This window comes from Kineosporia corallincola, assembly GCF_018499875.1.
GTDB classification, from domain to species: Bacteria; Actinomycetota; Actinomycetes; order Actinomycetales; family Kineosporiaceae; genus Kineosporia; species Kineosporia corallincola.
On the sequence record NZ_JAHBAY010000010.1, the window covers coordinates 115,554 to 137,730 of the forward strand.

A 22,177-nucleotide genomic window follows, 5' to 3' on the forward strand; every position below is an offset into this window, starting at 1 on the left:
ACGGCATGGCTGAACAGAACGACGACAACCGCTCGGTGAGCATCGAACGACTCGAGGAGGGCGTGTACCTGGCCACCAACAAGCGCGGCGACACGCTGCGCTTCGGCAGCAAGGCCACGGACGCGTTCTCGCCGGTGGAGCTGCTGCTGGCCGCGATCGCCGGCTGCTCCGCGGTGGACGTCGACGTGGTCACCGGCCGGCGCTCGCCCGCCGAGCACTTCTCCGCCCGCGTCGACGCCACCGCGGTGCGCGAGGGCGGTGAGAACACGCTGAAGGACATCGTCCTGACCTTCGACGTGCGCTTCCCCGAGGGTGAGGCCGGCGACGCCGCCCGCACCCTGCTGCCCCGCGCGGTCAAGGCCTCCCACGACCACACCTGCACGGTGTCGCGCACGATCGAGGCGGGCACCCCGGTCACGGTGCGCATCGCCGGGTAGATCTCTTCCACCGGGGGACGACGAGGAGCCCGGCTCTTCGTCGTCCCCTGGTTCTTCTACCCGAGCCCGGCCAGCTCGTGCGGGTCGGCGTCACCGTAGAACCTGCGCCACAGGCCGGCCAGGTGCTCGCGGAACTCCTGGTCGTCGTCGAAGTCCCAGCCCGCCGCCCGCTCGTACTGGAGCGCGGTGACCTGGCCCAGCACGGCCTTGGCGAAGCCCCGTCGGAAACGGGTGTGGGCGGGGGAGGGGCGGGACATGTCCCGGATGAAGGTCGCCTCGTAGTCGCGGTCGAGGGAGTTGATGTCCATGTAAGCGCCCGAGTATTCGAGGAACGTTTCGACGTCGGGGTCGGGCATGACCGGTCACTCCTTCGGCAGCACGGGATACATGGTCTTCAGACGCCAGATGCCGTCGGCCCGGCGAGTGTATATCGCCTTCATCGACCCACCGGAGAAGTCGACCGGTACGGGTGGGCTGCTTCCCTGCGGGTCCCCGGTGGGCTTCGTCTTGGAGCCGGTGCGACGGATGCCGCTCACATGCTGTCGGTAGGCGGGCCCGAAGATGTCGGAGAGTGGGACCAGGACCTGGAGCCGAGAGTTGTGCGCGGTCTCGGCCTCATTCCTCTTCTGCTCGAAAGCGGCACTGCCGCGCACGAATTCCTCCGCCGACACGTAGTCGGCGTCGGTCAGGATCTTTGTGGCCTCACGGCCGCACAGGTGCTGACCCCCGTGATCCCCGTCGGTGGTGGTCCCGGTCATCGGGTCGATCCAGTACAGCGCCCGGTCCAGGAGCTGCTGTCCGGTCACCCCGGAGCCGTGGCGTTGCGGCCCGTGCCCGTCCCGCCGCAGTTCCTCGAGGCGCTCGGCGATCCGTACCTCCTCGGCGACCGGGGCGTCCGCGCCGCGCGTGGGGGCCGGGGCGGCGCAGCGCCCGGTCTCGTCGGCGATGCCGGCCCGGGCGACGGCCAGGGCCTCGCCCGTCGCCCGCAGCTGTTCGACCAGGTCCCCGCCGAGGCCGGTGCCGTCCTCCCCTCCCGTGGCCTCCAGCAGGGCGCGGGCCTCGTCGGCGAGCAGCATCGCCTCGTCGAGAAGGGTTGCCGCATCGTGCAAGACGCCGTCCGCCGCCTCCAGGCTCTCCCGTACCCCGGTCAGCGACGGAACCTCGGGAATGCCGTCAACGACCTCCACCGCCCGCCGGGTGCACTCCTCGACACCGTCGAGGCGCTCGGCAGCCTCGTCGAGACGGCCGCGGGCGTTCTCGTACCCGTCGGCGACCCCGTCCCAGCCGTGCCACAGCGCGGACTCGGCCTCCTGCTGAGCGGCCTCCCCGAGCCGCCGGGCCTGTGCGGCGTGCCCGGCGGCGGCCGCGGTGACGGCTTTGACCGCACCACTGATCGCCGCCGTCCGGGTGGTCACGATCCATCCCTACCGGCGCCGGGCGAACCGCGCAAGAAGCCGGAACCGGTTATCTTGACAGGTTTTTCACTCCGACCACCAAGGGCCATCCAGTCCCTGCGGCAACTGTGCGCAGTGCAGCACCCCCAGCCGCTGCGTGGCCCGGGTGAGGGCCACGTACAGGTCGCCCGGGCCACGCGGCGAGGAGGTGGCGATGCGCTCGGGCTCGACCACGACCACCGCGTCGAACTCCAGGCCCTTGGTCTCGCGCGGCTCCAGCACCACCACCCGGGCGGGCACGTCGTCGTCCGGGTCCTGGCCCAGGGCAACGCCTTCCGTCATCAACGGCTTGAGGACGGCGAACAGGCCGGCCGCCCGGCCCGGCGCCGCGACCACGGCCAGCCGCCGGTCCTGCCCCAGCGTGGCCAGCTCGGCCCGCACCGCTCCCGCCAGTTCGGCGGCGAGCGCGCCCGGGGCCACCCGGCGGCGCCAGGGGGTGGGGCCGTCGTGCCGCACCGGCTCGGGCGCGGGCAGGCCGGGGGCCAGCGACTCCAGCAGCCCGGCGGTCACTTTCGCGACCGGTGCGGGCATCCGGTAGTTGACGGTGAGCTGCTCCAGGCGCCAGCGGTCGCCGACGTGCGGGGCCAGGGCCTGGTGCCACGACGAGGCACCGGCCGGATCACCGGTCTGGGCCACGTCGCCGACCAGCGTCATCGAGCGGGAGCGGCGCATCAGCATGCGCCAGGCCATCGGGGACAGCTCCTGCGCCTCGTCCACCACGATGTGCCCGAACCGCCAGGTGCGGTCGGTGGCGGCGCGCTCGGCCGCGGTGCGGTGGTCAGCCTCCTCCTGCCGTTCCACCAGGTCCTGCGCGGTGACCAGGTCGAAGGCCGCGAGGATCTCGCTCTCCTCGTCCTCGAAGTCGCCGGACTCCGAGCCGCGCAGCAGGTCGAGCACGCCCTGCGCGTACTCCAGGTTCGCGGTCTGGAGCTCCTCGGCCAGCCGGCGGGCCGCCGAGTCGTCGCGGCCCAGCAGTTCCGCGGCCTCGTCGAGCAGCGGCACGTCGGCCTCGGACCAGCCGTTCCCCTCGCGCTCCAGCAGGTCCTGCTCGGCCTGGGTGAGGCCGACCTGGGCGCAGGCGGCGCGGATGCGCCGGGGCGAGGCGAACAGCTCGCGCAGCAGACGGGTGGGGGTGAGCGCGGGCCACAGCCAGTCGACCACGCCGTCCACGTCGCCGTTCTCCTCCAGCTCACGCCGCAGCATCGCGAGATCCTCCGGCCCGAGCAGGCTCTCGCCGCCCAGCGGGTCGGCGCCGACGGCCTGGGCCCACTGCCGGGTGAGCTCCTCCACCACCAGCCGGTGCACCAGCGGCCGGGCCTCGTTGTGCAGCAGGCGGGCGGCCCGCACCCGGTCCCGCAGCGCCAGGCAGGCCTGCCGGTCCAGGCGCAGCAACTGCCCGTCGTGGCGCACGGCGACGGTCTCGTCGTCGTCCTGCGGCACCCACTGCCGGTCGGCGACGGCCCCGGCCATCACCCCCGCCATCAGCAGCCGCCCCTTGAGCGCCGTGACCGGGCCCGGGTCGGTGCGGGTGGGGGAGACGCCGGGGTGCAGGTCGCCGGTGGTCGCCAGCATCACCCCGGTCTCGCCGAGCGCGGGCAGCACCTCGGCGATGTAGCGCAGAAACGTGGTGTTCGGGCCGATGATCAGCACACCGCGCCGTTCCAGCTGCTCCCGGTGGTGGTAGAGCAGGTAGGCCGCGCGGTGCAGGGCCACGGCGGTCTTGCCGGTGCCGGGCCCGCCCTGCACCACCAGGATGCCGTCGGGCCCGGAGCGGATGATCCGGTCCTGCTCGGCCTGCACGGTCTCGACGATGTCGGTCATCCGGCCGGTGCGGGCCGCGGTCAGGGCGGTCATCAGGGCCGATTCACTGGTGATGGAGCCCGGTTCGGCACCGGTGCCGCCGGCCAGGTTCTCGTCGTGCAGCTGCACCACCCGGCGGCCCACCGTGCGGATGTGCCGCCGCCGGATCACGCCGTCCGGGTGCATCGCCGTGGCCAGGTAGAACGGCCGGGCCACCGGCGCCCGCCAGTCGATGAGCAGCGGCTCCTCGTCGTCCACCGTTGCCCCCGGACGCTCGCGGTGCAGGCCGATCCGCCCGATGTACCGCGGGCCCTGCTCGCCCTCCTCCAGGTCGAGACGCCCGAAGCAGAGCGCGTTCTCGGCGGCGTTCAGCTGGGTGGTGCGGCGGCCGTACAGGCGCACCACCGCCTCCCGCTCGACCAGCGCCTGCCGGGTGCCCGCCGCCTCGCCCGGGCTGCCCGCGAGCGCGTGGGTGCGCCGCCCGGCGAGCCGCTCGCGGAGCCCGTCGACGTGGTCGTAGAGCATGGAGAGGTATTCCTGCTCGAGAGCCAGGTCGTTAATTGACAATTACCCCTCCGCGAATTACTATCTGCCCTGTTGAGTGGCATTCTTTTGCGAATCCGGAAATGCGAACTCAATCTCCGAAGATATCCCTTTCCCGCCGCTGATCACCAGCGCCCACCCCTGCCCGGGCCGGGTGAGCGGGTCTGTCGTTCGCGTCACCTTCCGGGCCCCACCGCGTGAACCTCCCCGTGGTCAGGCCGCCTTTCGGCGACAATCGGCGAATGCGTGACGATGTGCTCCCTGCGGCCGTGCGTGATCGGGCCCTCGCCCTCGCGGCGGAGAACCGGCTCCCGGCCTACCTCTACGACCTGCCCGCCCTGCGGGACCGGGCCGGGCAGATCCGCGACGCGCTCGCGGGTGCCGGGGTGGAGTTTCTCTACGCCGCCAAGGCGAATCCCGACCCGGAGCTGCTGCGGGTGATCGCCCCGCTGACCGACGGCGTCGAGGTGGCCTCGGGCGGTGAGCTGGAGCACGTGGTGGCGGCGCTGCCGGGGGCCCGGGTGGCGTTCGGCGGGCCGGGCAAGACCGACCGCGAGCTGATGACCGCGATCCGCGGCGGCGTGTGGCGCCTGCACGTGGAGAGCCCGCGCGAGCTGAACCGGGTGATCGCGCTGGCCGGCCGGCGCCCGGTGGACGTGCTGCTGCGGGCCAACCTGCCGTTCGGGGTGGCCGGCGCCGCCCTGACCATGACCGGCCCGTTCGGGATGGACGAGGACGACCTGGCGGTGGCGGCGCGGGTCGCCCGGGACGCCGGGGCGGCCGGCAGCGGGGTGCGGCTGCGCGGCCTGCACGTGCACCTGGCCTCCGGGCTGGACGCCGAGCAGAAGCTCGCGCTCGACCGCCGGGTGCTCACCTGGGCGCTCGGCTGGCTGCGCGAGCGGGCGCCCGGGCTGGAACGGCCGGAGATCAACCTGGGCGGGGGGATGACCGTGGACTACGCCCAGCCGGAGCGCGTGTTCGACTGGCCCGCCTACGCCAAGGGACTCAGCGAGCTGAGGGCCGAGCTGGACGGCGGGCCGGGAGCCGGCGGGGCGGTGCTGCGGGTCGAGCCGGGCCGGTCGGTCAGCGTGCACGCCGGGTACTACGTCAGCGACGTGCTCGACCTGAAGCTCACCCGGGGCCAGGCCTTCGCGATCGCCCGCGGCGGCACCCACCACCTGCGCACGCCGGCGACGAAGGGGCACAGCCAGCCGGTGGCGGTGCTGCCCGGGCCGGGCCGCTCGGGCGACCCGCTCGACGACGACGCGCTCACCGTGGTCGGCCAGCTGTGCACCCCCAGGGACCAGCTCGCCGCCGGGGTGCCCGTGCGCGACCTGCGCATCGGTGACCTGCTGGTGTTCCGGATGGCCGGGGCCTACGCCTGGAACATCTCGCACCACGACTTCCTCATGCACCCGCACCCGGCCTTCGCCTACCTGGACCCGGCCGGCCCGCAGGGCTGAGCGGGTCTCAGCAGGAGAAGCTGATCTCGCAGATCGTGCTGTCGGAGTTGCGGGTGAAGTCGCGGCGCTGACCCTCGGCCCAGATGCCGAACAGCACCAGGGCGATCACCACCACGGCGATGATCTCCAGCTTCAGCAGCAGGTCGGTGAACCGCTTGGCCGAGTTCAGGAACCGCATCCCCCCGGTGGGGTGCTCCGGCTCGGGCCGGTGGTGCGGGTGGCGCAGGCCGACGGCGGCCGGCACGAAGTCCGGGTCGTCCTTGGTGCGGGCACGCAGGGTGGTGGCCGGGGCCGCGGTCATGCCGGGCACGGTGTACTCCGGGTGGCGCCCCGAGGAGGGGCCGACGCCGTCGTGGCCGTGGTGGATCCGGACGTCCTCGAGCACCTCCTCGTTCTCGTGCAGCGGCACCCGGGCGCCGGGGATCCGGGCCGGTGCGGCGGCCTCCTGCTCCTGGTGGTGGCGGAAGCGCTCCATCAGGTCGTGCAGCCGGTGCGCCTCCCGCTCGTCGTGGTGGCGGTGGCCGAACAACTCGGTGCGCATGAACAGGAAGCCGAGGACGGCGATCGGCCACATCCGGGTGGCCAGGGCGGCGGCGACGATGGTCACCGCCGCCACGAACCCGGCGGCCCGCACGGCGGTGCCGTGCCGGGGCAGGCGGCCGAACCGGATCAGCAGGTGCACGGTGAGCAGCCAGATCACCGGAATCCAGCCGAAGGCCTGGATGACGTCCGCGACCGACATGAAGACCTCCCGGTTCGCGATGGTGGGCGGGACTTTCGCCGTACATCGGCATCCGGGCGTCATCCCTTGAGGGCCGTTCCGGGGACGTCGGGACGACGAGGGCTACTCCCGGCGCACCCCGAGCAGTTCGCCGGGCGTGCAGCCGAGCGCGTCGCAGATCGCGGTCAGCGTGGAGAACCGGATGGCGCGGGCCCGGTTGTTCTTCAGCACCGACAGGTTGACCACGGTGACGCCGGCCCGGGCGGCCAGCTCGGTCAGGGTCATGCCCCGGGCGGCGAGCAGGTCGTCGAGGTGACAGACGACGCGGTGGTCCGGTTCCTCCGGGGCCGGGCGGGAGGGGCTCACACCAGGCCCTCGGTGTCGCGGTGCAGCCGGTCGCCCTGCCGGAACGCCTCGGCCAGCACCAGGAACACCAGCGGCAGCAGCAGGGGCAGCAGGTCGAACGTGATCCCGGCGACGAACGGGCTGTCCGGCTCGATCCGGTCCAGGCGCCCGAGGGTCAGCATCGTCGCGAGCTGCGGCAGCAGCGGCCCGGCGAAGGCGGTGACCGCGGTGACCGCGCCCAGCAGCTGGAGCCGCCGGGCGTTGCCCGAGCCGAACGGGCGGCCCGCGGCCACCGAGACCAGCAGCGGCCGCAGCAGCAGCGCGCCCACGCCGACGGCCGACCCGGTCAGGATCGCGCCGCCGTTCTCCAGCACCAGGTCCACCCGGTGCGGGCCGGGGGCGGTGAGGGTGAACCCGTCGTTGCCCGCGGTCAGGGCGGCCGGTGTGGCGTAGCTGTCGTTCGTGCGCGAGAGGTAGGACTGGGCCTGTTCGTAGGTGCTGTCCTCGCCGAGCCGCACCGCCACGTCGATCTCGCCGGCCCCGGCCAGCGAGCGCACCAGCAGCACCGCGGAGAACGTCACCGCCAGCCCGCCGGCCACCAGCAGGAGCCCGGTGACCAGCCGGAGCGCGCGGGCGCTGAGAGAGGCCGGATCGGTTCTGTCCATGGTTGCCCCCAGGTCGTCGCAACGGCTCGGCCGTTGACCGCATATCGACTGTCGATATGCGATGCCAGGAGTATGGATATCGTTTCTCGATATGTCCAGCGGATGACCGGGGACTAGGATCGGGCGCATGATCGTCATCACGGTGCGTTTTCCGGTGAAACCCGAGTTCTCCGACACCTTCCTCAGCGAGCTGCGCGAGTCCACCGAGGCGGTCCGCAGCGAGCCAGGTTGCCTCTGGTACGACTGGGCGCGCAACGCGGACGACCCGAACGAGTTCCTGCTGACCGAGGGCTATGTGGACGCCGCGGCCGGCGCCGACCACGTCAACTCCGACCACTTCCGCCCGGGCCTGGAGAAGATGCGCCCGATGCTCGCCGCCACCCCGCGGATCATCTTCTCCGACCTGCCCGAGCGCACCGGGTGGGACGCGATGGGCGAACTCCGGATCGACTGAGGCGCCGGCGGAAGATCGCCTGGGCCGGGCCGATGAGTTCACGGCTTCCGCGTCGTCCACCAAGACGTACCGGTTACCCCTGAACTCCGGAAAGGTGGCAGTCATGCCCGCCATCCAGCCCAGCCTCTGGTTCGACGGCAACGCCGAGGAGGCCGTGCGGGCCTACGTCGAGTTGTTCCCGAACTCCTCGGTGACCCGCACCTCGCACTACGGGCCCGACTCGCCCGGACCCGAGGGCGAGGTGATGGCCCTCGACTTCGTGCTCGACGGCCGGCCCTTCAACGCCATCAACGGCGGCCCGCAGTTCCCGTTCACCGAGGCGGTGTCGTTCACCATCCCCTGCGCCGACCAGGCCGAGGTCGACCACTACTGGTTCGGCCTGATCGCCGACGGCGGCCAGGAGGTGCAGTGCGGCTGGCTGAAAGACCGGTTCGGCCTGTCCTGGCAGGTGGTTCCGCAGGCGCTCGGGGAACTGCTCGGCGATCCGGACGAGGGCCGGCGCAACCGGGCCATGCAGGCGATGCTGGGCATGAAGCGCCTGGTCGTCGCCGACCTGGAGGCCGCCGCCGACGGCGCCTGAGGGCTCAGGGAGTGCGCCCGGTCAGGCAGTAGGCCAGGCCCGCCGGGGCGGTCATCACCGTCCAGTCCGCGGTCGACCGGCCCGCCGTCGCACCCGCGGCGGCGTGTGCCGGGGCGAGCGAGAACCGTTCCGGCGCGGCGAAGTCCGGGTGTGCCGTCACCGTCGGCGCCGGGTCGTCCAGGCGCTGGAGCAGCAGGTGCACCGGCTGCCCCTCCGGGCGGCGCAGCCGGGTGAACTCCGGGCTGCCCGTCGGCACCGGCTCCCAGCCGGTCAGGGCCTGCCAGAAGGCGCACTCGCGCTCCCAGGCGGCGGGCGGCACGTCGAGGCAGAGCTGATCGAGGCGGGCGGTGCCCTCCGAGCCGGGCAGCGCGGGTGCCGGCGGCACGGTGTCCTCGCCGTCCCACGGAACCAGGCAGAAGCTGAAACCGCCCGGGCTGGAAAGAATCTCAAGACCCTCCTCGCTGTGCACCCGGACGGCGCCCAGGCCCTCGGCGCGCTCCGCCTGCGGGATGAGTTCCGTGGCGTCCAGGTGCAGGTCGAGATGGCAGCGGGCCGGTCCTGACCCGAGCCGCTGCACCCGCAGGTAGGCGTCCCCGTGCCGGGGCAGCAGCGTCACGAACTCGCCGTGAGCGCCGCGAGGCGCCGACGGTGTGGTGGCGGTGACCGTGCTCCAGAAGGTCAGCCCGGCCTCGTGGCCGGACGCGGGCAGGTCGAGAAAGATCGTGGTCCACCGGATCCGCATCCCCCGAGGGTAGGGGCTCACGAACCGGCCACCGGCTGCCGAGAAGTCCTGGGTGACGGGTCCCCGGTCCGTGCCGCCTCCGGAGCGGCCGGTATGACGTGCGGCACAACGCCCACGAGCACCGGCGATGCGCGGCTAGTGTCCGGATTCGTGTCGTTTCGGAAGGGTCCGTCGTGAGCGGGCCGGTGGACGACGAGACCCCGGTGCGGCACGCCCGGCCCGGGCGGCGGCGCCGGCTGCGGATCACGCTCTACCTGGTCGTGCTGGTGCTGCTGGCCGGCGCCGGCGGCGGCTACCACGTGTACCGGCGGCTGAACGCGAACATCTCCTCGTCCGCCCTGTACAGCGGCACCACCGGCAGCGCCGGCGTGCAGACCGCGGACGACCAGGGCCGGTTTCCGGTGAACGTGCTGGTGATCGGCACCGACTCGCGGGACTCCACGGAGAACTGCAAACTCGGCGGCGGCTGCGACGAGACCCACTCCAACGCCGACGTCGAGCTGCTCGTGCACCTGTCGGCCGACCGCAGCAACATCACCGCGATGAGCATCCCGCGCGACACCATGACCGACCTGCCCGGCTGCAAGGACGCCGACACCGGCGAGACGGTGGCGGAACGCTACGGCCAGATCAACAGCAGCCTGACCTACGGCCCGGGCTGCACGGTGGCCGCCGTGCACCAGCTCACCGGCATCACGGTCGACCACTTCGTGCTGGTCGACTTCACCGGCGTGATCAAGATGTCCGACGCCACCGGCGGCGTGCGGGTGTGCGTCAGCGACGACGTCTACGACACCTACTCGCACCTGAAACTGTCCAAGGGCAAGCACACGCTCAAGGGCGAGGCCGCGCTCCAGTTCGTGCGCACCCGGCACGGTTTCGGCGACGGCAGCGACCTCGGCCGCACCTACGGGCAGCACGCCTTCCTGGCCGCCGCGATCCGCGCGATCAAGGACCGGGGCACCCTGCTGAACCCGGCCAGGCTCTACGCGGTGGCCGACGCCGCCACCCAGGCCCTCACCGTGGACGAGGACCTCGACAGCATCCCCGCCCTGGTCGACCTGGCCGGCGAGTTCAACGCCGTGGACACCGACCGGATCACCTTCACCACGATGCAGACCAGCCCGGACCCCTCCGACAGCAACCGGGTGGTGCCGGCGGCGTCCGCGCAGAAGCTGTTCAGCACGATCATCGACGACCGCTCGCTGAGCACCGCCGCCACCGCGACGCCCACCACCAGCGCCTCGCCGAGTACGAATGCCACGGCGGGCACGTTCTTCTCGGTGCAGGTGCGCAACCGCAGCGGCGTCGGCAGCCGGGCCAGGGCGCTGGCCGGCGTGCTCCGGGAGGACGGGTACATCGCCGCCGTCGACACCCAGGGATCGGGCGAGCAGGAGCGCACCCAGATCCTCTACGACGGTGCCACGCAGCTGGCCCAGGCGCAGCAGCTGGGCGACGCGCTGGGTGTTCCGTCGTCCCTGTTCAAGCAGACCAGAGCGGTGGACGCGGTGACCCTGGTGGTCGGCGAGGACTGGACCACCGGCGACACCTACCCCGAGCTCACCGGCGAGGAACGCGACGAGGCGCTCGCCGAGTCGCACGCCTCCCGGGCGGACAAGTCCGGGTGCGTGCCGGTCAGCACGCAGAACACCGTCACCTACAACGGGGTCTCGATGTCGCCGGTGCGGGCCTACGCGCTGGCCACCGGGGTGAAGGACTCGGCCCCATGAGGCAACGCGGTGTGCTCGTTCGGCTGCGCGACGTGACCGGTGGTGGTTAGGATCCCTCCAACTCGACCGTCGGGGGGCGGATTGTGGGGGAACGCTTTTCGCTGGTCGGCCGGGGTGACTCGCGCAACCTGATCAGCGGGCTGATGCAGCGGCCGCAGGCCCGGCCGGTGGTGGTGGTCGAAGACCCGCGCGGCGGTGGCAAGAGCACCCTGGTCTCGTCGCTGCGCGAGACCTTCGTGGGGCACGGCATCCCGTTCGCCATCCTCGACATGCAGGAGCAGGACCCGGCCACCCTGCGCGAGGTGATCTTCGCGGTGGCCTACCAGTTCAGCCGGGACTGGGGACCGCCCTGCGGGAGCATCGGCCTGGGCCGGGTGCTGCTGGCGGCCCAGGTGGTGCAGGCCGGGCTCGGGGGCGACCTGGCCTCCCGCGAGCAGGACCTGCGGGCCATCGACCTGCTGGTGCAGAAGGGCCGGTTCGGTGGGGAGGCCGTGCAGCGGGCGCTGTCCGGCGCGGCCGGCACCCTCGCCGAGTCGGCGCTGAAGCAGTTCGGCATCCCGGGCGTGCTCACCGGCCGCCTCGCCGACCTGGCCCGGCAGCTCCCGTTCTGGATGATGGCCACGCTGCGCGCCTTCCCGACCGGCCGCCGGGTCGTGCTCGGGCCGTCCCACGCCTGGTTCGGCGAGCAGGGCGGCGGCCGGCGGCGCAGGCCGAGCGAGGTGCTGCTCGACCTGTTCCGGTTCTGCCGGCCCGGCGAGTACGAGCAGCACGGCCAGTGGGTGGACGAACTGCTGCTGTCCGCCCTGCTCGCCGACCTGACCGACCACTTCGCCGGGCACCCGGCGCGCCAGTACCTGAAGTTCGGCTGCGCGCTGCTGATCGACGACGCCGACCACCCGGTGGGCCGGGCGCTGGTGGCCGCGCTGGAACAGGCCCGGGAGCGTCCCGGCGCCCGTCCCGACCCACTGACCGTGGTGATGACCAGCCGCGGCGGGCTGCTGAAAGGCCGCTCCGACGTGGAGATCCTGGACTTCGACACGGATCCGGGGGCCGGGCAGGGCGGCCCGCCGTGGACCGGGCGGCACCGGCTGCTCGACCTCACCCAGGCCCACACCGGCGAACTGATGGCGCAGCTCGACATCAGCGGCGGGCGTCCCCGCACCACCCGCCGGCTGGTGCACGAGGTCACCGACGGCCAGCCCGCCTGCACCGGCTGGCTGGTGGCCGTGCTCGACTCCACCTCCCGGGACCGGGCCGGCGCGCCCACCGACCACCGTGACTTCCCGCGCCGCCTGCTCGACCGGCCCCGGGCCGGCAACACCACCGGGGCGGAGAGCCGGCTCGGTGACTGGATGCTCGGCTACCTGCTGACCGGCCGCCCGCTCGGCGACGTGCCGCCCGGCCGGCTGGACGACCTGGTCACCTGGTGTGCGGCCGGGAACCGTTCCGACGCGGCCGCTCTCGGGTTCGTCGCCGACAGCACCGAGCAGAGCCTGGCCGTGGAGTCGCTGCTGTGGCCGGCCCGGCCCACCGCGATGACCCGGCTGCTGCGGCGTCTGCTGCTGGAGCGCCTGGCCGCCCGCGACCCGGACCGCCCGGACGGCTGGGAGAGTGTCTTCGGGGCGTTGCGCCGCTTCGGGCACGGCTCCGAGCAGCAGCTCGACGCCGAGCTCCAGGCCGCCGACGAGGCCGACCCGCAGCACATCGCGGACCTGCGCCGGATGCGCCTGACCCGGCTCGGCTACGGTCTGGCCGCGGGGGAGGTGCGGCCCGCCGCCGAGTACCTGGCCCGGGCCCTGCCGGAGATCCCGCCGCCGCAGTGGCTGGAGTCTCTCGACCTGGTGGCCGCGGCCCCGCACCCGCCCGACCGCGCGAACCGCCTGGCGTCCGAGGAGTTCGCCGCCCGGCTGCGCGAGTTCCCCGAGCGCAGGCCGCATCTGCGCCAGGCGGTGGCGGCGCTGCTGCTGGGCGGCTGGATCACCGGCGACCGGCTGGCGGACGCCCACCGCGGCAGCGTCTACGCCGAGATGGTCACCAGTCTCCAGATCGTGCTGTCCCATTCACCGCACGGCGACAACCAGGCGTTCCGGCGCCGGATCGAGGTCTACGGCATGGAGAGCGGGTTCTGGCTGTGACGGCTCACCTGGACGACCCTTTCGGCCTGCCGCAGGCGCCGCGCCGCACCCCGATCGCCTGGCTCACGATCGCGGTGGTGCTGGCCGTCCTGGCCGTGGTGGCGTTCTGGGCGGTGCGGCAGTTCACCACCTCGTGCGGCGGGCTGCGCTCGGGCCTGAGCATCGTCGACGGCGAATGCGTGGGCGTCAGCGGCACCTTCGCGTTCGAGGACGAGTACGAGGACGTGATGCGCCAGATCCGGGCGGCGAACGAGGCGATCGGTGACGACCCGTCGTTCACGGTGGCGGTGCTCGGGTCGTTCACCACCGACGGCACCAGCCCGATCCTCGCCGAGCGGCAGCGTGGGCAGCTGCTCGGTGCCCACGTGGCCCAGCAGCGCTACAACCAGGGCCGCAACGCGGACAGCCGCCGGATGAAACTCGTGGTGGCGAACTGGGGCAGCCACCAGCTCCAGTGGGAACCGGTGGTGGCCGACCTGGTCGGCCGGGCCGGCGACGAGAAGTCGCCGCTGGTCGCGGTCACCGGCCTGGGCGCCAGCCTGACCCAGACCCGGGACGCCGCGAAAACCCTCTCGGCGGCCAGGATCCCGATGGTCGGCACGATCACCACGGCCGACGAGCTGACCGCGATCGACGGGTTCTACCGGGTCTCGCCGCCGAACCGGGAATACGTGAAGGCCCTGAAGAACTACCTGGCGGATCGCCCCGACCTGCGGTCCGCGGTGGTGGTCAAGGACGTCAGCCCGGCGAAGAACGACATCTTCACGATGAACCTGGCCGACGACTTCGCCGGCCAGTTCGAGGACCTGATCGGCGGCCGGCTGCCGATCCCGTTCAGCGGCTCGCAGAACCCGGGCGGCACCAGCCCGACCGAGTTCCGGGCTGCCGCCACGACGCTGTGCGAGGGGAAGAACCCGCCGGACCTGGTGCTGTACGCCGGGCGGTCCAAAGACCTGGACGAGCTGGTCAGGGCGCTGGCCGACCGCTGCCGTGACCGGCGCCTGACCATCATGACCGGCGGCTCCGACAACCTGATCAGCGCGATCGGCGACCTGGAACCCGCCCTGCGTGACGCCGGCATCACCCTGGTCTACGCCAGCGGCACCGACCCGGCGGGCTGGCTGGAGGGCAGGGACCAGCCGCAGGGGTTCGCGAGCTTCCTGCGGTTCTGGAAATCGCTCGGGCACCCGGACACCGAGCTGTCCAGCGGCAGCGTGATGCAGGGCCACGACGCGGTTCTCGTGGTCACCGACGCCGTCGCCCAGATCGTGCAGAACGGCGGGGCCGCCCGGATCGACGCGGCGCAGGTGGCCTTCGACCTGATGGGACTGCACGACGATCAGCGGGTGCTGGGGGCGACCGGCGACCTGGGCTTCGGCGAGCGGGGCGCGCAGACCGGCGACCCGGTGGGCAAGCAGGTCCCGGTGGTCAGCGTGCCGGCGGCCGCCGCGACCCCGGCCGGGCCGGCCTACCGAACCCGGTGAACCCGGTGAACCCCGGTGAACCAGGGGTCCCGAACCGGCCGGGACGTTCGTCGTCCGTCGGCCGCCGGTCGTCACCTCTCGCGCACCTCGTGCGTACGCCGGGTGGCGTAATCGGCGCCGGAGGGACTGAATAGAGGGGAGACACAGCGGTCCGGGTTGCCCGGGGATGAGAGGCTGACGATGAGGTCTCAGGTGCGGAGCTGGTGGCAGCGTTGCGCGATGGCCGTGCGGCCGGGCTTCGGCCGGCAACGCAATCCCCTGCGGCGCCGCAGCGATCGTGCCCAGGCGATGTCCGCCCTGGCGGCGGTGCTGCTGCTGGTGGCGGTGGTGCCGGTGGCGGTGGCCCTCAGTGTCGGCACCTGGCGGCACTACTCCGCGGTGTCCGAGAACGAGCAGGCCACACGGCATCTCGTCTCCGCCACGGTGACCACCAGCGACCCGGAGACCAAGCTCGCCCGCAGCCACCTGGCCACGCTCTCCTGGAGCTACCCCGACCAGGTGCGGCACACCGGCCAGATCGCCGTCACCCAGACCACCGAGACCGGTGACCTGGTACCGATCTGGGTCACCGACAGCGGCCAGATGGTCTCGGCCCCGATGACCACCCTCAACGTCTGGCTCGACACCCTCGGCCTGGGACTGGGCCTGACCTTCGCGGCGGGCCTGATCGGCCTGGTCTGGTACCGGCTCTCGCGGCTGTGGCTGGACCACCGCCGCACCCACGCCCTCGACACCGAGTGGCGCCGCTTCAACGAGCTGCGCTCGGAGGGCTTCCGCGACACCCGGGGTTAGTTCCCGGGCGTGGTCATGGCCTCGGCGGTGCGCCGGGTGGCCCGGTCCAGGCGGCGCAGCGAGATCTCCACGATGCGGCCGGTGTCGCGGTCGGCGTAGGCCGCCAGCAGGGCGCGGTGCTCGGCCAGCACGTCGTCGCGCTCGGCCTGCGTGTGCCCGGCCAGCCCGGCGTACAGCTCCGAAACCTCCGACAGACGGCGCAGAATCGCCCGCAGGTTGCGTCGCGCCGGGACGCCCTCCAGCACCCGGCGCACCGCCCGCGCGGTGCCGACCCACTCCCGGTTCGGCAGGTCGGGCGTCATCCGCCCGAGAAGCGCACGGGCCTGGTCGATCTCGGCGTCGGTGATGGTGGTGACCCGCTCGCGCACCGCCATCGGCGTGAGCAGGCGGCGCATCTCGTTGATCTCCTCCAGCTCGTCCAGGCTGACCTGGTGCACGCTGGAACCGCGGAACGGGTCGGAGTCGACCAGGCCCTGACTCTCCAGCTCGCGCAACGCCTCCCGCACCGGGGTGACGCTCACCCGCAGGCCTGAGGCGAGCTCGGTCTGCACCAGGTGGGTGCCGGCCTGGAGGGCGCCGGTGAGGATGGCCTCACGCAGCCGGTCGGTGACGTCGCGATGTGCGGTGCGTGCTGCCTCCGGCTTCATCGGTCACGCACCCGTCGTCGGTCCTGCCCCATCGTAACGAGGCGCCGCCAAGGGCGACCGGGCGGGCGACGAACGGGTGGACGTCGGTGCGGGGGACGCCGGTGCGGGCGGCGTCGGTGGGGTGGACCTTGGCGGGGTGGACCTCGACGGGGTGGACGACGGGGTGCTCGCGTCGTGCCGGGCGGCCGCCACCTCCCGCAGTTCCGCCAGCACCGTCGCGGTGGGCGCGTCGGCGGCCCGCCCGGCCCGGGTGACGGCGTACACCTGCCGGGCCGGTGAGGTGCCCGCCACCGGGACGGTGCGCACCCGGCCGAACCGCACCGGCTGCGCCAGGCGGGGCAGCAGCCCCACCCCGGCGCCGGCGGCGACCAGGGCCGCCAGGGCGTCGTACTCGATCGTCCAGTGCCGCACGTCGGGCAGGAAACCGGCTGCCGCGCAGGCATGATCGGCGATCGCGGCGCAGGCGTCGTCCGGGTTGCCGGAGATCCACTCCTCGCCCGCCAGATCGGCCAGGTCGATCCGCTCCCGCCCGGCCAGGGGGTGGTCGTCGCGCACCACCACGTCCAGCACGTCGGTGATCAGGTCCACCCGGGCGTACCGCGGGTCGTCGGGGCGCGGGCCGCCGGGATGGTCCACGGTGACGGCGATGTCGACCTCGCCGGCGTCCAGGGCCCGCAGCGCCGCGACCGGGTCGGCGTCGCGCGAGCGCACCCGCAGGTCGGGCCGGCTCTCCCGGAGCCGGGCCATCGCCGGGCCGAGCACCGCCGCCACCGCGGTCGGCAGCGTGGCCACCCGCACCTCACCGACCAGGCCGTCGTCGAACGAGGCCAGATCGGCACGGGCCCGCTCGAGCTGGGCCTCGATCAGGTGAGCGTGGCCGAGCAGCACCCGGGCGTGCCCGGTCAGCCGCACGCCGCGACCCTGCTTCTCCAGCAGCGGCACGCTGAGCTCGCGGGCCAGGCCGGCGACCTGCTGGCTGACCGCGGACGGGGTCAGGTGCAGCGCCGCGGCCGCCGCGACGACCGTTCCGCAGCGCTCGATCTCCCGCAGCAGCCGCAGCTTGCGCAAGTCGATCGTGAAGCCTGGACTGTCGATTGACATGAAGAAAATCTAGATGGACTTAACGATCAGGTCCAGAGGATCCTGACGGTATGAACCGTCGAGCCACGCTCCTCTTCGCCGGCCTGGGACTGGCCTGGGGCATCCCCTACATGCTGATCAAGGTCGCGGGCGAGGAACTGGCGCCGTCCGTGCTCGTGCTCGCCCGCACCGGGACGGCCGCGCTGCTGCTGGTGCCGATGACCCTGCTCAGCCCGCGCGACCGGGCCGCCCTGCCCGCGGTGCTGCGCCGCTGGCCGGCCGTGGTCGGCTACACGGTGACCGAGGTGGTGTTCCCGTGGCTGTTCCTGAACCGCGCCGAGCAGACCCTGCCCAGCTCGACGGCCGCCATCCTGATCTCCGCGGTTCCCCTGGCCGGCATCCTCATCGCCCTCGCCACGCACCGGGCCGAGGGCCTCGGCGCCCGCGGGGGACTGGGCCTGCTGCTCGGCACGGCCGGCGTGGCGGCCCTGGTCGGGCTGGACCTGTCCGGGTCCGACCTCGGGGCGGTGGCCGAGATGGGCGTCGTGGTGCTGGGTTACGCGATCGGCCCGGTGATCCTGGCGCGGGCGCTCGGCGACCTGCCGGGCCTGCCGGTGGTGGCCGTCAGCATCGCCCTGTCCGCCCTGATCTACGTGCCGATCGTGCTGCTCGGGCCCGGCCTGCCCACCGAGGTGCCCTCGGCCCGGGTGCTCGGGGCCGTCGCCGTGCTCGCCGTGGTCTGCACCGCGGCCGCGTTCCTGCTGCTGTTCGCCCTGATCGGCGAGCTCGGGCCGGTGCGCGCCACCACCATCGTGTACGTGAACCCGGTGATCGCGGTGATCGGCGGCGCCCTGTTCCTCGGTGAGCACCTCACCGCCTGGACCCTGCTCGGCCTCGCCCTCGTGCTCGCCGGGTCGTACCTGGTCAACGGCACCCCGCGCCGGGCCGAACCGGTGGCCGTGCGGGAGGCGCCGTCCGGGGCGGTCGTCGTCCACTGATTCTTGCTGTCGGGGGTGGGCGATATCGTGGGTGGGTGCCCCTGACCACCACCACCGAGTCCGCGTTCGCCGCCGACGTGCTGGCGAGCGCGCGGCCGGTGCTGGTCGACTTCTCGGCCGGCTGGTGCCCGCCCTGCCAGATGATCGAGCCGGTGCTCGAGCAGATCGCCGCCGACGAGGCGGCCCGGTTGCGGGTTCTCACCCTCGACGTCGACGAGAACCCGGTCGTGGCAGACCTTTACCAGGTCACCTCGATGCCCACGCTGGTGTTGTTCCGCGGTGGCCAGGAGGTCGCGCGGATCAAGGGGATCAGGCCGCGCGAGCTGATCCTGGCCGAGTTCGCCCCGCACCTGGGGTAGACCGAAAATGATGGACGACGAGGAGCACCCGGTCCGGATCGGCCTGCTCGGGCCGCTGGAGCTGCGGGTGCGGCAGCGGGCCGTGCCGGTGATGGGCAAGCGCCGCCGGGCCATCCTGGCGCTGCTGGCCGCGGCCGGGGGCCGGGTCGTCACCACCGGAACGCTGCTCGGCGAGGCGTTCTTCGACGTCGAGAACCCGGCCCCGAACACCCTGCACGTGCACGTGTCCCAGCTGCGCTCGCTGCTCGCCCCGCACGGCCCCGCCCTGGAACGGGTCGGGTCCGGCTACCGGCTCGACGCGGCGGTGGTGTTCACCGACGCCGCCGAGCTGGACCGGGCGCTGGCCGGGGTGCGCACCCGGCCCACGCCCGACGGGGTGGCGCGGCTGCGCCGGGCCCTGGACGCCTGGCGCGGCGACTTCTGCGACGACGTGCCGGTGCCCGCGCTGGAGAGCCGCCGAGCGCACCACGCCGATCTGCGGTTGTCGGCGTCCGAGACGGTGTTCGACGCCGAGCTCCAGGCCGGCGGGGCCGCCGACCTGCCGGAGCGGATCGAGCACCTGCTCGCGGGGGCACCGCTGCGGGAACGGCTGTGGGGGCAGCTGATGCTGGCCCTGAACGTGGCCGGACGGCAGAGCGAGGCGCTCGCCGCCTACCGCCGGGCCCGTGAGGTGCTGGCCGACGAGGGCGGTCTCGATCCCGGTCCGGCGCTGCGCGAACTCGAGGCGATGATCCTGCGGCAGGCCGATTCGGTGGGCGGGGTGGGGCTTCTCGCGCCGGTGCTGCCCGCCAGCACCGCGCCCACGCTGGTCTGGCTGGACGCCTCCGGCACCCTGAAGGCCCGCCCGATGCTCGACCGGGCGCCCGTGGTGATCGGCCGGTCCGCCGACTGTGACGTCCGCATCGACTGGGACCCGCTCGTCTCCCGGCGGCATGCCGTCATCGTGCGCACCGCCGACGGTTTCGAGGTGCGCGACCTGGGGTCCACCAACGGCGTGCTGGTCGACGGCGCCCGGGTCACCGACGTCGCCCCGATCCGCCCCCGCGGCACGCTCCAGATCGGAGACACCGTGCTGTTTCTGCGGGCGCCGTCGAGCCGGGTGGGGTCGCGGCAGCACACGGTCACCGCGGCGCTGCCGGAGCCTGAGTCGTTGCCTGGATCGAAGTCCGAACCGCCGCCCCAGGAGTGATGTCTCGCTGGGGGCGGCGGTGCGCCAGAGGTGGGCCATCAGGGACTTGAACCCCGAACCCGCTGATTAAGAGTCAGCTGCTCTGCCAATTGAGCTAATGACCCTCGGCTGCCCGGTGCCTTGCGGCCCGTCGCTGCGTCCCAGACGTTAGCAGCCCAGTGGCGCGGGTGAAAAACCGGTGGGTTCGCCCGGCCTGGACGTCATCAGCCGGAACGTGCCGGATCAGCCGTTCTCCAGGAACTCGATCGAGCCCTCCACCCGGTCCAGGCGACCGGACAGCCGGTCGGCGTCCTGGTCGCGGGTGAACAGGACGATGTGGTCGGTCCTCTGCCCGGACGCCGACATCACCATCAGGTAGCGGATGGACAGTTTCAGCGTCGGGTCCTTGCTGGCGATCAGGGTGCCCTCGACGATCCAGGCCGAACGGTCGTCGACGGTGGTGCGGCGCGGGGCCCCCAGCTCCTTCTTGTTCTCGGCCAGGAAGGCGTCGAGGTGGTCGGTGACCGCGGACGCGTCTTCCAGGTCGAGCCGCGGCGTCTGCTCGGCGTAGAGCCCTTCCACGCTGGTGCCACTCCGGATGGCGGCGATCACGTTGGCCCAGTCGCCGGTCTCCAGCACTCCGCCGTACTGGTTGGTGCAGAAGCAGGTCTTGCTCAGGTTCGAGTGCGGCGACCACTCCGACGGACGGTCGAACGCCAGCCACGACGTCGCCTCGTCGGTGCCCTCGTACCGCACGAAGTCGGTGCGCAGCCAGCGCGGTAGGGCCACGAAAGCCGTTGCCAGCAGCACGATCACGGCCATGCCCGCGACGATCCAGGGCATCCGCCGAGGCCCGGGACCCGGGGTGGTGCGGGGTGGGCGGGTTCGGGCGCTCGCTGGGTTGGAGCGGTTGGCGGGGGCGCTGGCCGGGACCGGGGCCGGGGCCGGGGCCGGGTCGGTCGGGTCGGTCGGGTGGGCCGGGTCGGCGGAGTGGCCGGCGCTGGTGCCGGCGTGGGCCCGGTCGGTCGGGTTGGCCGGGTCGGCGGCGCTGACGGGATGCCCGGGGCGGGCAGGGTGGGTCGGGTCGGCGGCGCTGACGGGATGCCCGGGGCGGGCAGGGTGGGTCGGGTCGGCGGCGCTGACGGGATGCCTGGGGTGGGCAGGGTGGGCCGAGTGGGCGGGGCTGACGGGATAGCCGGGGTGGGCCGGGTCGGTCGGATCGAAGGCGTTCGCGGGATGCCCGGCCCGGGCCGGGGCGGCGGGGTGGGCAGGAGCTGTAGAGGTCAGGTCGGCGGCGTGCACATCGGGCGCCACACCGGTGTCGGCCGGGTGACTCGTGCCGTCCGGCTCGTCGGCCGCCCCGGCGAGACCTTCCTCGTCGGGGTTTCCGGCCCGGTCACCCTGGCCGGGACCGGCCGCGGGCTCGTCGTCACGCGCAGACAGCGCGGCGAGGACGGCCCCCGGCAGCGGAGGCGTGACCAGGGGCTCGTCGATACCCGGCTGATCGTCCATGGAATGCACCGGCGCGCGACGTTGCCCCAGCGGGAAAGCGTCAGCCTCGCCGGGAACCGGCCCTGAGTCCGGCCCTGAGTCCGGCCCTGAATCCGGCCCTGAATCCGGTCTGGTGCCCGGCGAACCAGCACCCGCCGCGTCGTCCCTGGCCGTGCGCCCGGGTTCGGGGCCTCGCGGGGTGGGTGGCGGGGCGTAGCCGGTGCGGAACGCCTCCCGCAACTGCGAGACCACGGCGCGGCACGACGCCGTGCGCTCGGCCGGGTCCTTCGCCATCGCGCGGGCGATCACCTCGTCGACGGCTTCCGGCACGCCCGGGACGAAACCGGCCAGCGGCTCGGGGGTTCCCGACATGTGGGCCCAGAGCATGGCCGCGTCGTCGTCGCGCTGGAACGGCGGGGTGCCCGAGAGCGCCTCGTACAGAACACAACCCATGGCGTAGACGTCTGCCGCGTGGGTCACCTCCTGGCCGGCGATCTGCTCCGGCGCGACGTAGGCGATGGTGCCGATGAAGTGCCCGGCCGTGGTGAAACCGGACAGGCTGGTGGAACGCTTGGTCAGGCCGAAGTCGGTGAGGTACACGTGGCTCTCGCCCGGGCTGTCGAAACCGCCCGGCATGCGCGCGATCAGGATGTTGCCCGGCTTCACGTCGCGGTGGATCAGCCCGTGCGCGTGCGCGGTGTCGAGCGCGGCCGCGACCTGGGTGAACATCGGCAGCACCTCGGCCGGGTCGAGCCGACCGGCCCCCGCGATCACCCGGCCCAGGTCCTGCCCGTCGACGTAGCGCATCGCGATGAAGAGCGTGCCGTCGGCCTCGCCCGCCGCGTAGATCGGCAGCACGTTCGGGTGGTCGATGCTGGCGGCCAGCTCCGACTCCCGGATGAACCGCTGCCGGAACTTGTCGTTCCCGGCCAGTTCCGGGGCGATCAGCTTCAGGGCGACCCGGCGCCCGAGCGACTCCTCCCGGGCCCGGTAGACCACGGCCATACCGCCCCGGGCGATGTATCCCTCGATCTCGTAGCCGGCGATCACGTCGCCGGCGGCGAGCATCATCCGTCCCCGTGCGTCCAT

General features: G+C 73.0%; 21 protein-coding genes and 1 tRNA gene. 11 read left to right on the top strand and 11 right to left on the bottom strand.

The annotated features are described in order from the left end of the window. Nucleotides 1-5: 5 nt before the first annotated feature. Nucleotides 6-437 carry an OsmC family protein gene (locus tag KIH74_RS23205; protein ID WP_214158237.1) on the top strand — a complete coding sequence of 144 codons (432 nt, stop codon included), beginning with the start codon at nucleotides 6-8 and terminating at the stop codon, nucleotides 435-437. A 56-nt stretch (nucleotides 438-493) separates the two neighbouring features. Here KIH74_RS23205 and KIH74_RS23210 read toward each other — a convergent pair whose 3' ends face one another. The 3 genes from KIH74_RS23210 to KIH74_RS23220 all read right to left on the bottom strand — a co-directional run bounded on the left by KIH74_RS23210 (nucleotide 494) and on the right by KIH74_RS23220 (nucleotide 4,258). Beyond that, nucleotides 494-793 (bottom strand): hypothetical protein, encoded by a 300-nt coding sequence (locus tag KIH74_RS23210; RefSeq protein WP_214158238.1) that lies wholly within the window; start codon nucleotides 791-793, stop codon nucleotides 494-496. Between the two features lie 6 nt (nucleotides 794-799). After that, a complete protein-coding gene (locus KIH74_RS23215; protein ID WP_214158239.1) occupies nucleotides 800-1,852 on the bottom strand; it encodes a hypothetical protein in 1,053 nt (350 codons plus the stop codon). 66 nt (nucleotides 1,853-1,918) lie between these two features. Beyond that, entirely contained in the window at nucleotides 1,919-4,258 is a 2,340-nt protein-coding gene (locus KIH74_RS23220) for a HelD family protein (RefSeq protein WP_246572951.1), read from the bottom strand. A 218-nt stretch (nucleotides 4,259-4,476) separates the two neighbouring features. Between KIH74_RS23220 and KIH74_RS23225 the strand changes: the two genes are divergently transcribed. Next, complete coding sequence (locus KIH74_RS23225) at nucleotides 4,477-5,697, top strand: type III PLP-dependent enzyme domain-containing protein (protein WP_214158240.1); 1,221 nt, start codon at nucleotides 4,477-4,479, stop codon at nucleotides 5,695-5,697. 7 nt (nucleotides 5,698-5,704) lie between these two features. On the opposite strand, the gene KIH74_RS23230 is transcribed toward KIH74_RS23225, so the two are convergent. The 3 genes from KIH74_RS23230 to KIH74_RS23240 form a co-directional block, all read right to left on the bottom strand. After that, nucleotides 5,705-6,439: a hypothetical protein gene (locus KIH74_RS23230; protein ID WP_214158241.1), complete on the bottom strand. Its 735-nt coding sequence runs from the start codon at nucleotides 6,437-6,439 to the stop codon at nucleotides 5,705-5,707. A gap of 102 nt (nucleotides 6,440-6,541) precedes the next feature. Beyond that, nucleotides 6,542-6,784 carry a helix-turn-helix domain-containing protein gene (locus tag KIH74_RS23235; protein ID WP_308113967.1) on the bottom strand — a complete coding sequence of 81 codons (243 nt, stop codon included), beginning with the start codon at nucleotides 6,782-6,784 and terminating at the stop codon, nucleotides 6,542-6,544. Further along, complete coding sequence (locus tag KIH74_RS23240) at nucleotides 6,781-7,428, bottom strand: DUF2975 domain-containing protein (RefSeq protein WP_214158242.1); 648 nt, start codon at nucleotides 7,426-7,428, stop codon at nucleotides 6,781-6,783. The genes KIH74_RS23235 and KIH74_RS23240 overlap by 4 nt, the downstream gene beginning before the upstream one ends. Nucleotides 7,429-7,555: 127 nt before the next feature. On the opposite strand from KIH74_RS23240, the gene KIH74_RS23245 reads away from it, so the two are divergent. Further along, a complete protein-coding gene (locus tag KIH74_RS23245; protein WP_214158243.1) occupies nucleotides 7,556-7,882 on the top strand; it encodes a putative quinol monooxygenase in 327 nt (108 codons plus the stop codon). Nucleotides 7,883-7,985: 103 nt separating this feature from the next. Beyond that, on the top strand, nucleotides 7,986-8,462 hold the full coding sequence (locus KIH74_RS23250) for a VOC family protein (protein ID WP_214158244.1): 477 nt from the start codon (nucleotides 7,986-7,988) through the stop codon (nucleotides 8,460-8,462). A gap of 4 nt (nucleotides 8,463-8,466) precedes the next feature. Here the strand turns inward: KIH74_RS23250 and KIH74_RS23255 are convergent, their stop codons facing one another. Further along, on the bottom strand, nucleotides 8,467-9,204 hold the full coding sequence (locus tag KIH74_RS23255; RefSeq protein WP_214158245.1) for a VOC family protein: 738 nt from the start codon (nucleotides 9,202-9,204) through the stop codon (nucleotides 8,467-8,469). Nucleotides 9,205-9,377: 173 nt separating this feature from the next. Here KIH74_RS23255 and KIH74_RS23260 point away from each other — a divergent pair, with 173 nt between their 5' ends. From KIH74_RS23260 to KIH74_RS23275, 4 genes are all read left to right on the top strand, one after another. Continuing rightward, nucleotides 9,378-10,934 (top strand): LCP family protein, encoded by a 1,557-nt coding sequence (locus KIH74_RS23260; protein ID WP_214158246.1) that lies wholly within the window; start codon nucleotides 9,378-9,380, stop codon nucleotides 10,932-10,934. A gap of 83 nt (nucleotides 10,935-11,017) precedes the next feature. Continuing rightward, on the top strand, nucleotides 11,018-13,069 hold the full coding sequence (locus KIH74_RS23265) for a hypothetical protein (RefSeq protein WP_214158247.1): 2,052 nt from the start codon (nucleotides 11,018-11,020) through the stop codon (nucleotides 13,067-13,069). Beyond that, on the top strand, nucleotides 13,066-14,553 hold the full coding sequence (locus KIH74_RS23270; protein WP_214158248.1) for a type 1 periplasmic-binding domain-containing protein: 1,488 nt from the start codon (nucleotides 13,066-13,068) through the stop codon (nucleotides 14,551-14,553). Before KIH74_RS23265 ends, KIH74_RS23270 begins: the two co-directional genes overlap by 4 nt. Nucleotides 14,554-14,772: 219 nt before the next feature. Further along, a complete protein-coding gene (locus tag KIH74_RS23275) occupies nucleotides 14,773-15,345 on the top strand; it encodes an Rv1733c family protein (protein ID WP_214158249.1) in 573 nt (190 codons plus the stop codon). On the opposite strand, the gene KIH74_RS23280 is transcribed toward KIH74_RS23275, so the two are convergent. Continuing rightward, nucleotides 15,342-15,992 (bottom strand): GntR family transcriptional regulator, encoded by a 651-nt coding sequence (locus KIH74_RS23280; RefSeq protein WP_214158250.1) that lies wholly within the window; start codon nucleotides 15,990-15,992, stop codon nucleotides 15,342-15,344. The genes KIH74_RS23275 and KIH74_RS23280 overlap by 4 nt on opposite strands. 3 nt (nucleotides 15,993-15,995) lie before the next feature. Further along, the gene (locus KIH74_RS23285) at nucleotides 15,996-17,093 is read right to left on the bottom strand and encodes a LysR substrate-binding domain-containing protein (RefSeq protein WP_214158251.1); all 1,098 of its coding nucleotides are present in this window, start codon (nucleotides 17,091-17,093) and stop codon (nucleotides 15,996-15,998) included. 50 nt (nucleotides 17,094-17,143) lie between these two features. Here KIH74_RS23285 and KIH74_RS23290 point away from each other — a divergent pair, with 50 nt between their 5' ends. The 3 genes from KIH74_RS23290 to KIH74_RS23300 are packed head-to-tail and all read left to right on the top strand — an operon-like array spanning nucleotide 17,144 to nucleotide 19,618. Next, entirely contained in the window at nucleotides 17,144-18,070 is a 927-nt protein-coding gene (locus KIH74_RS23290) for a DMT family transporter (protein ID WP_214158252.1), read from the top strand. Between the two features lie 35 nt (nucleotides 18,071-18,105). Next, nucleotides 18,106-18,429: a thioredoxin family protein gene (locus KIH74_RS23295; RefSeq protein ID WP_214158253.1), complete on the top strand. Its 324-nt coding sequence runs from the start codon at nucleotides 18,106-18,108 to the stop codon at nucleotides 18,427-18,429. Between the two features lie 7 nt (nucleotides 18,430-18,436). Further along, complete coding sequence (locus KIH74_RS23300) at nucleotides 18,437-19,618, top strand: BTAD domain-containing putative transcriptional regulator (protein WP_214158254.1); 1,182 nt, start codon at nucleotides 18,437-18,439, stop codon at nucleotides 19,616-19,618. A 31-nt stretch (nucleotides 19,619-19,649) separates the two neighbouring features. Here the strand turns inward: KIH74_RS23300 and KIH74_RS23305 are convergent. Further along, nucleotides 19,650-19,722 (bottom strand) — tRNA-Lys (locus KIH74_RS23305). A 118-nt stretch (nucleotides 19,723-19,840) separates the two neighbouring features. After that, nucleotides 19,841-22,177, bottom strand: a complete 2,337-nt coding sequence (locus KIH74_RS23310; RefSeq protein WP_214158255.1) for a serine/threonine-protein kinase — start codon at nucleotides 22,175-22,177, stop codon at nucleotides 19,841-19,843.

Excerpts from the sequence above, each read along its gene's own strand:
- KIH74_RS23285 (WP_214158251.1), bottom strand. The coding sequence starts at position 17,093 with ATGTCAATCGACAGTCCAGGCTTCACGATCGACTTGCGCAAGCTGCGG.
- KIH74_RS23310 (WP_214158255.1), bottom strand. The coding sequence starts at position 22,177 with ATGGACGCACGGGGACGGATGATGCTCGCCGCCGGCGACGTGATCGCC.
- KIH74_RS23300 (WP_214158254.1), top strand. The coding sequence starts at position 18,437 with ATGATGGACGACGAGGAGCACCCGGTCCGGATCGGCCTGCTCGGGCCG.
- KIH74_RS23205 (WP_214158237.1), top strand. The coding sequence starts at position 6 with ATGGCTGAACAGAACGACGACAACCGCTCGGTGAGCATCGAACGACTC.
- KIH74_RS23240 (WP_214158242.1), bottom strand. The coding sequence starts at position 7,428 with ATGGACAGAACCGATCCGGCCTCTCTCAGCGCCCGCGCGCTCCGGCTG.
- KIH74_RS23255 (WP_214158245.1), bottom strand. The coding sequence starts at position 9,204 with ATGCGGATCCGGTGGACCACGATCTTTCTCGACCTGCCCGCGTCCGGC.
- KIH74_RS23225 (WP_214158240.1), top strand. The coding sequence starts at position 4,477 with ATGCGTGACGATGTGCTCCCTGCGGCCGTGCGTGATCGGGCCCTCGCC.
- KIH74_RS23210 (WP_214158238.1), bottom strand. The coding sequence starts at position 793 with ATGCCCGACCCCGACGTCGAAACGTTCCTCGAATACTCGGGCGCTTAC.
- KIH74_RS23280 (WP_214158250.1), bottom strand. The coding sequence starts at position 15,992 with ATGAAGCCGGAGGCAGCACGCACCGCACATCGCGACGTCACCGACCGG.
- KIH74_RS23290 (WP_214158252.1), top strand. The coding sequence starts at position 17,144 with ATGAACCGTCGAGCCACGCTCCTCTTCGCCGGCCTGGGACTGGCCTGG.
- KIH74_RS23275 (WP_214158249.1), top strand. The coding sequence starts at position 14,773 with ATGGCCGTGCGGCCGGGCTTCGGCCGGCAACGCAATCCCCTGCGGCGC.
- KIH74_RS23230 (WP_214158241.1), bottom strand. The coding sequence starts at position 6,439 with ATGTCGGTCGCGGACGTCATCCAGGCCTTCGGCTGGATTCCGGTGATC.
- KIH74_RS23250 (WP_214158244.1), top strand. The coding sequence starts at position 7,986 with ATGCCCGCCATCCAGCCCAGCCTCTGGTTCGACGGCAACGCCGAGGAG.
- KIH74_RS23245 (WP_214158243.1), top strand. The coding sequence starts at position 7,556 with ATGATCGTCATCACGGTGCGTTTTCCGGTGAAACCCGAGTTCTCCGAC.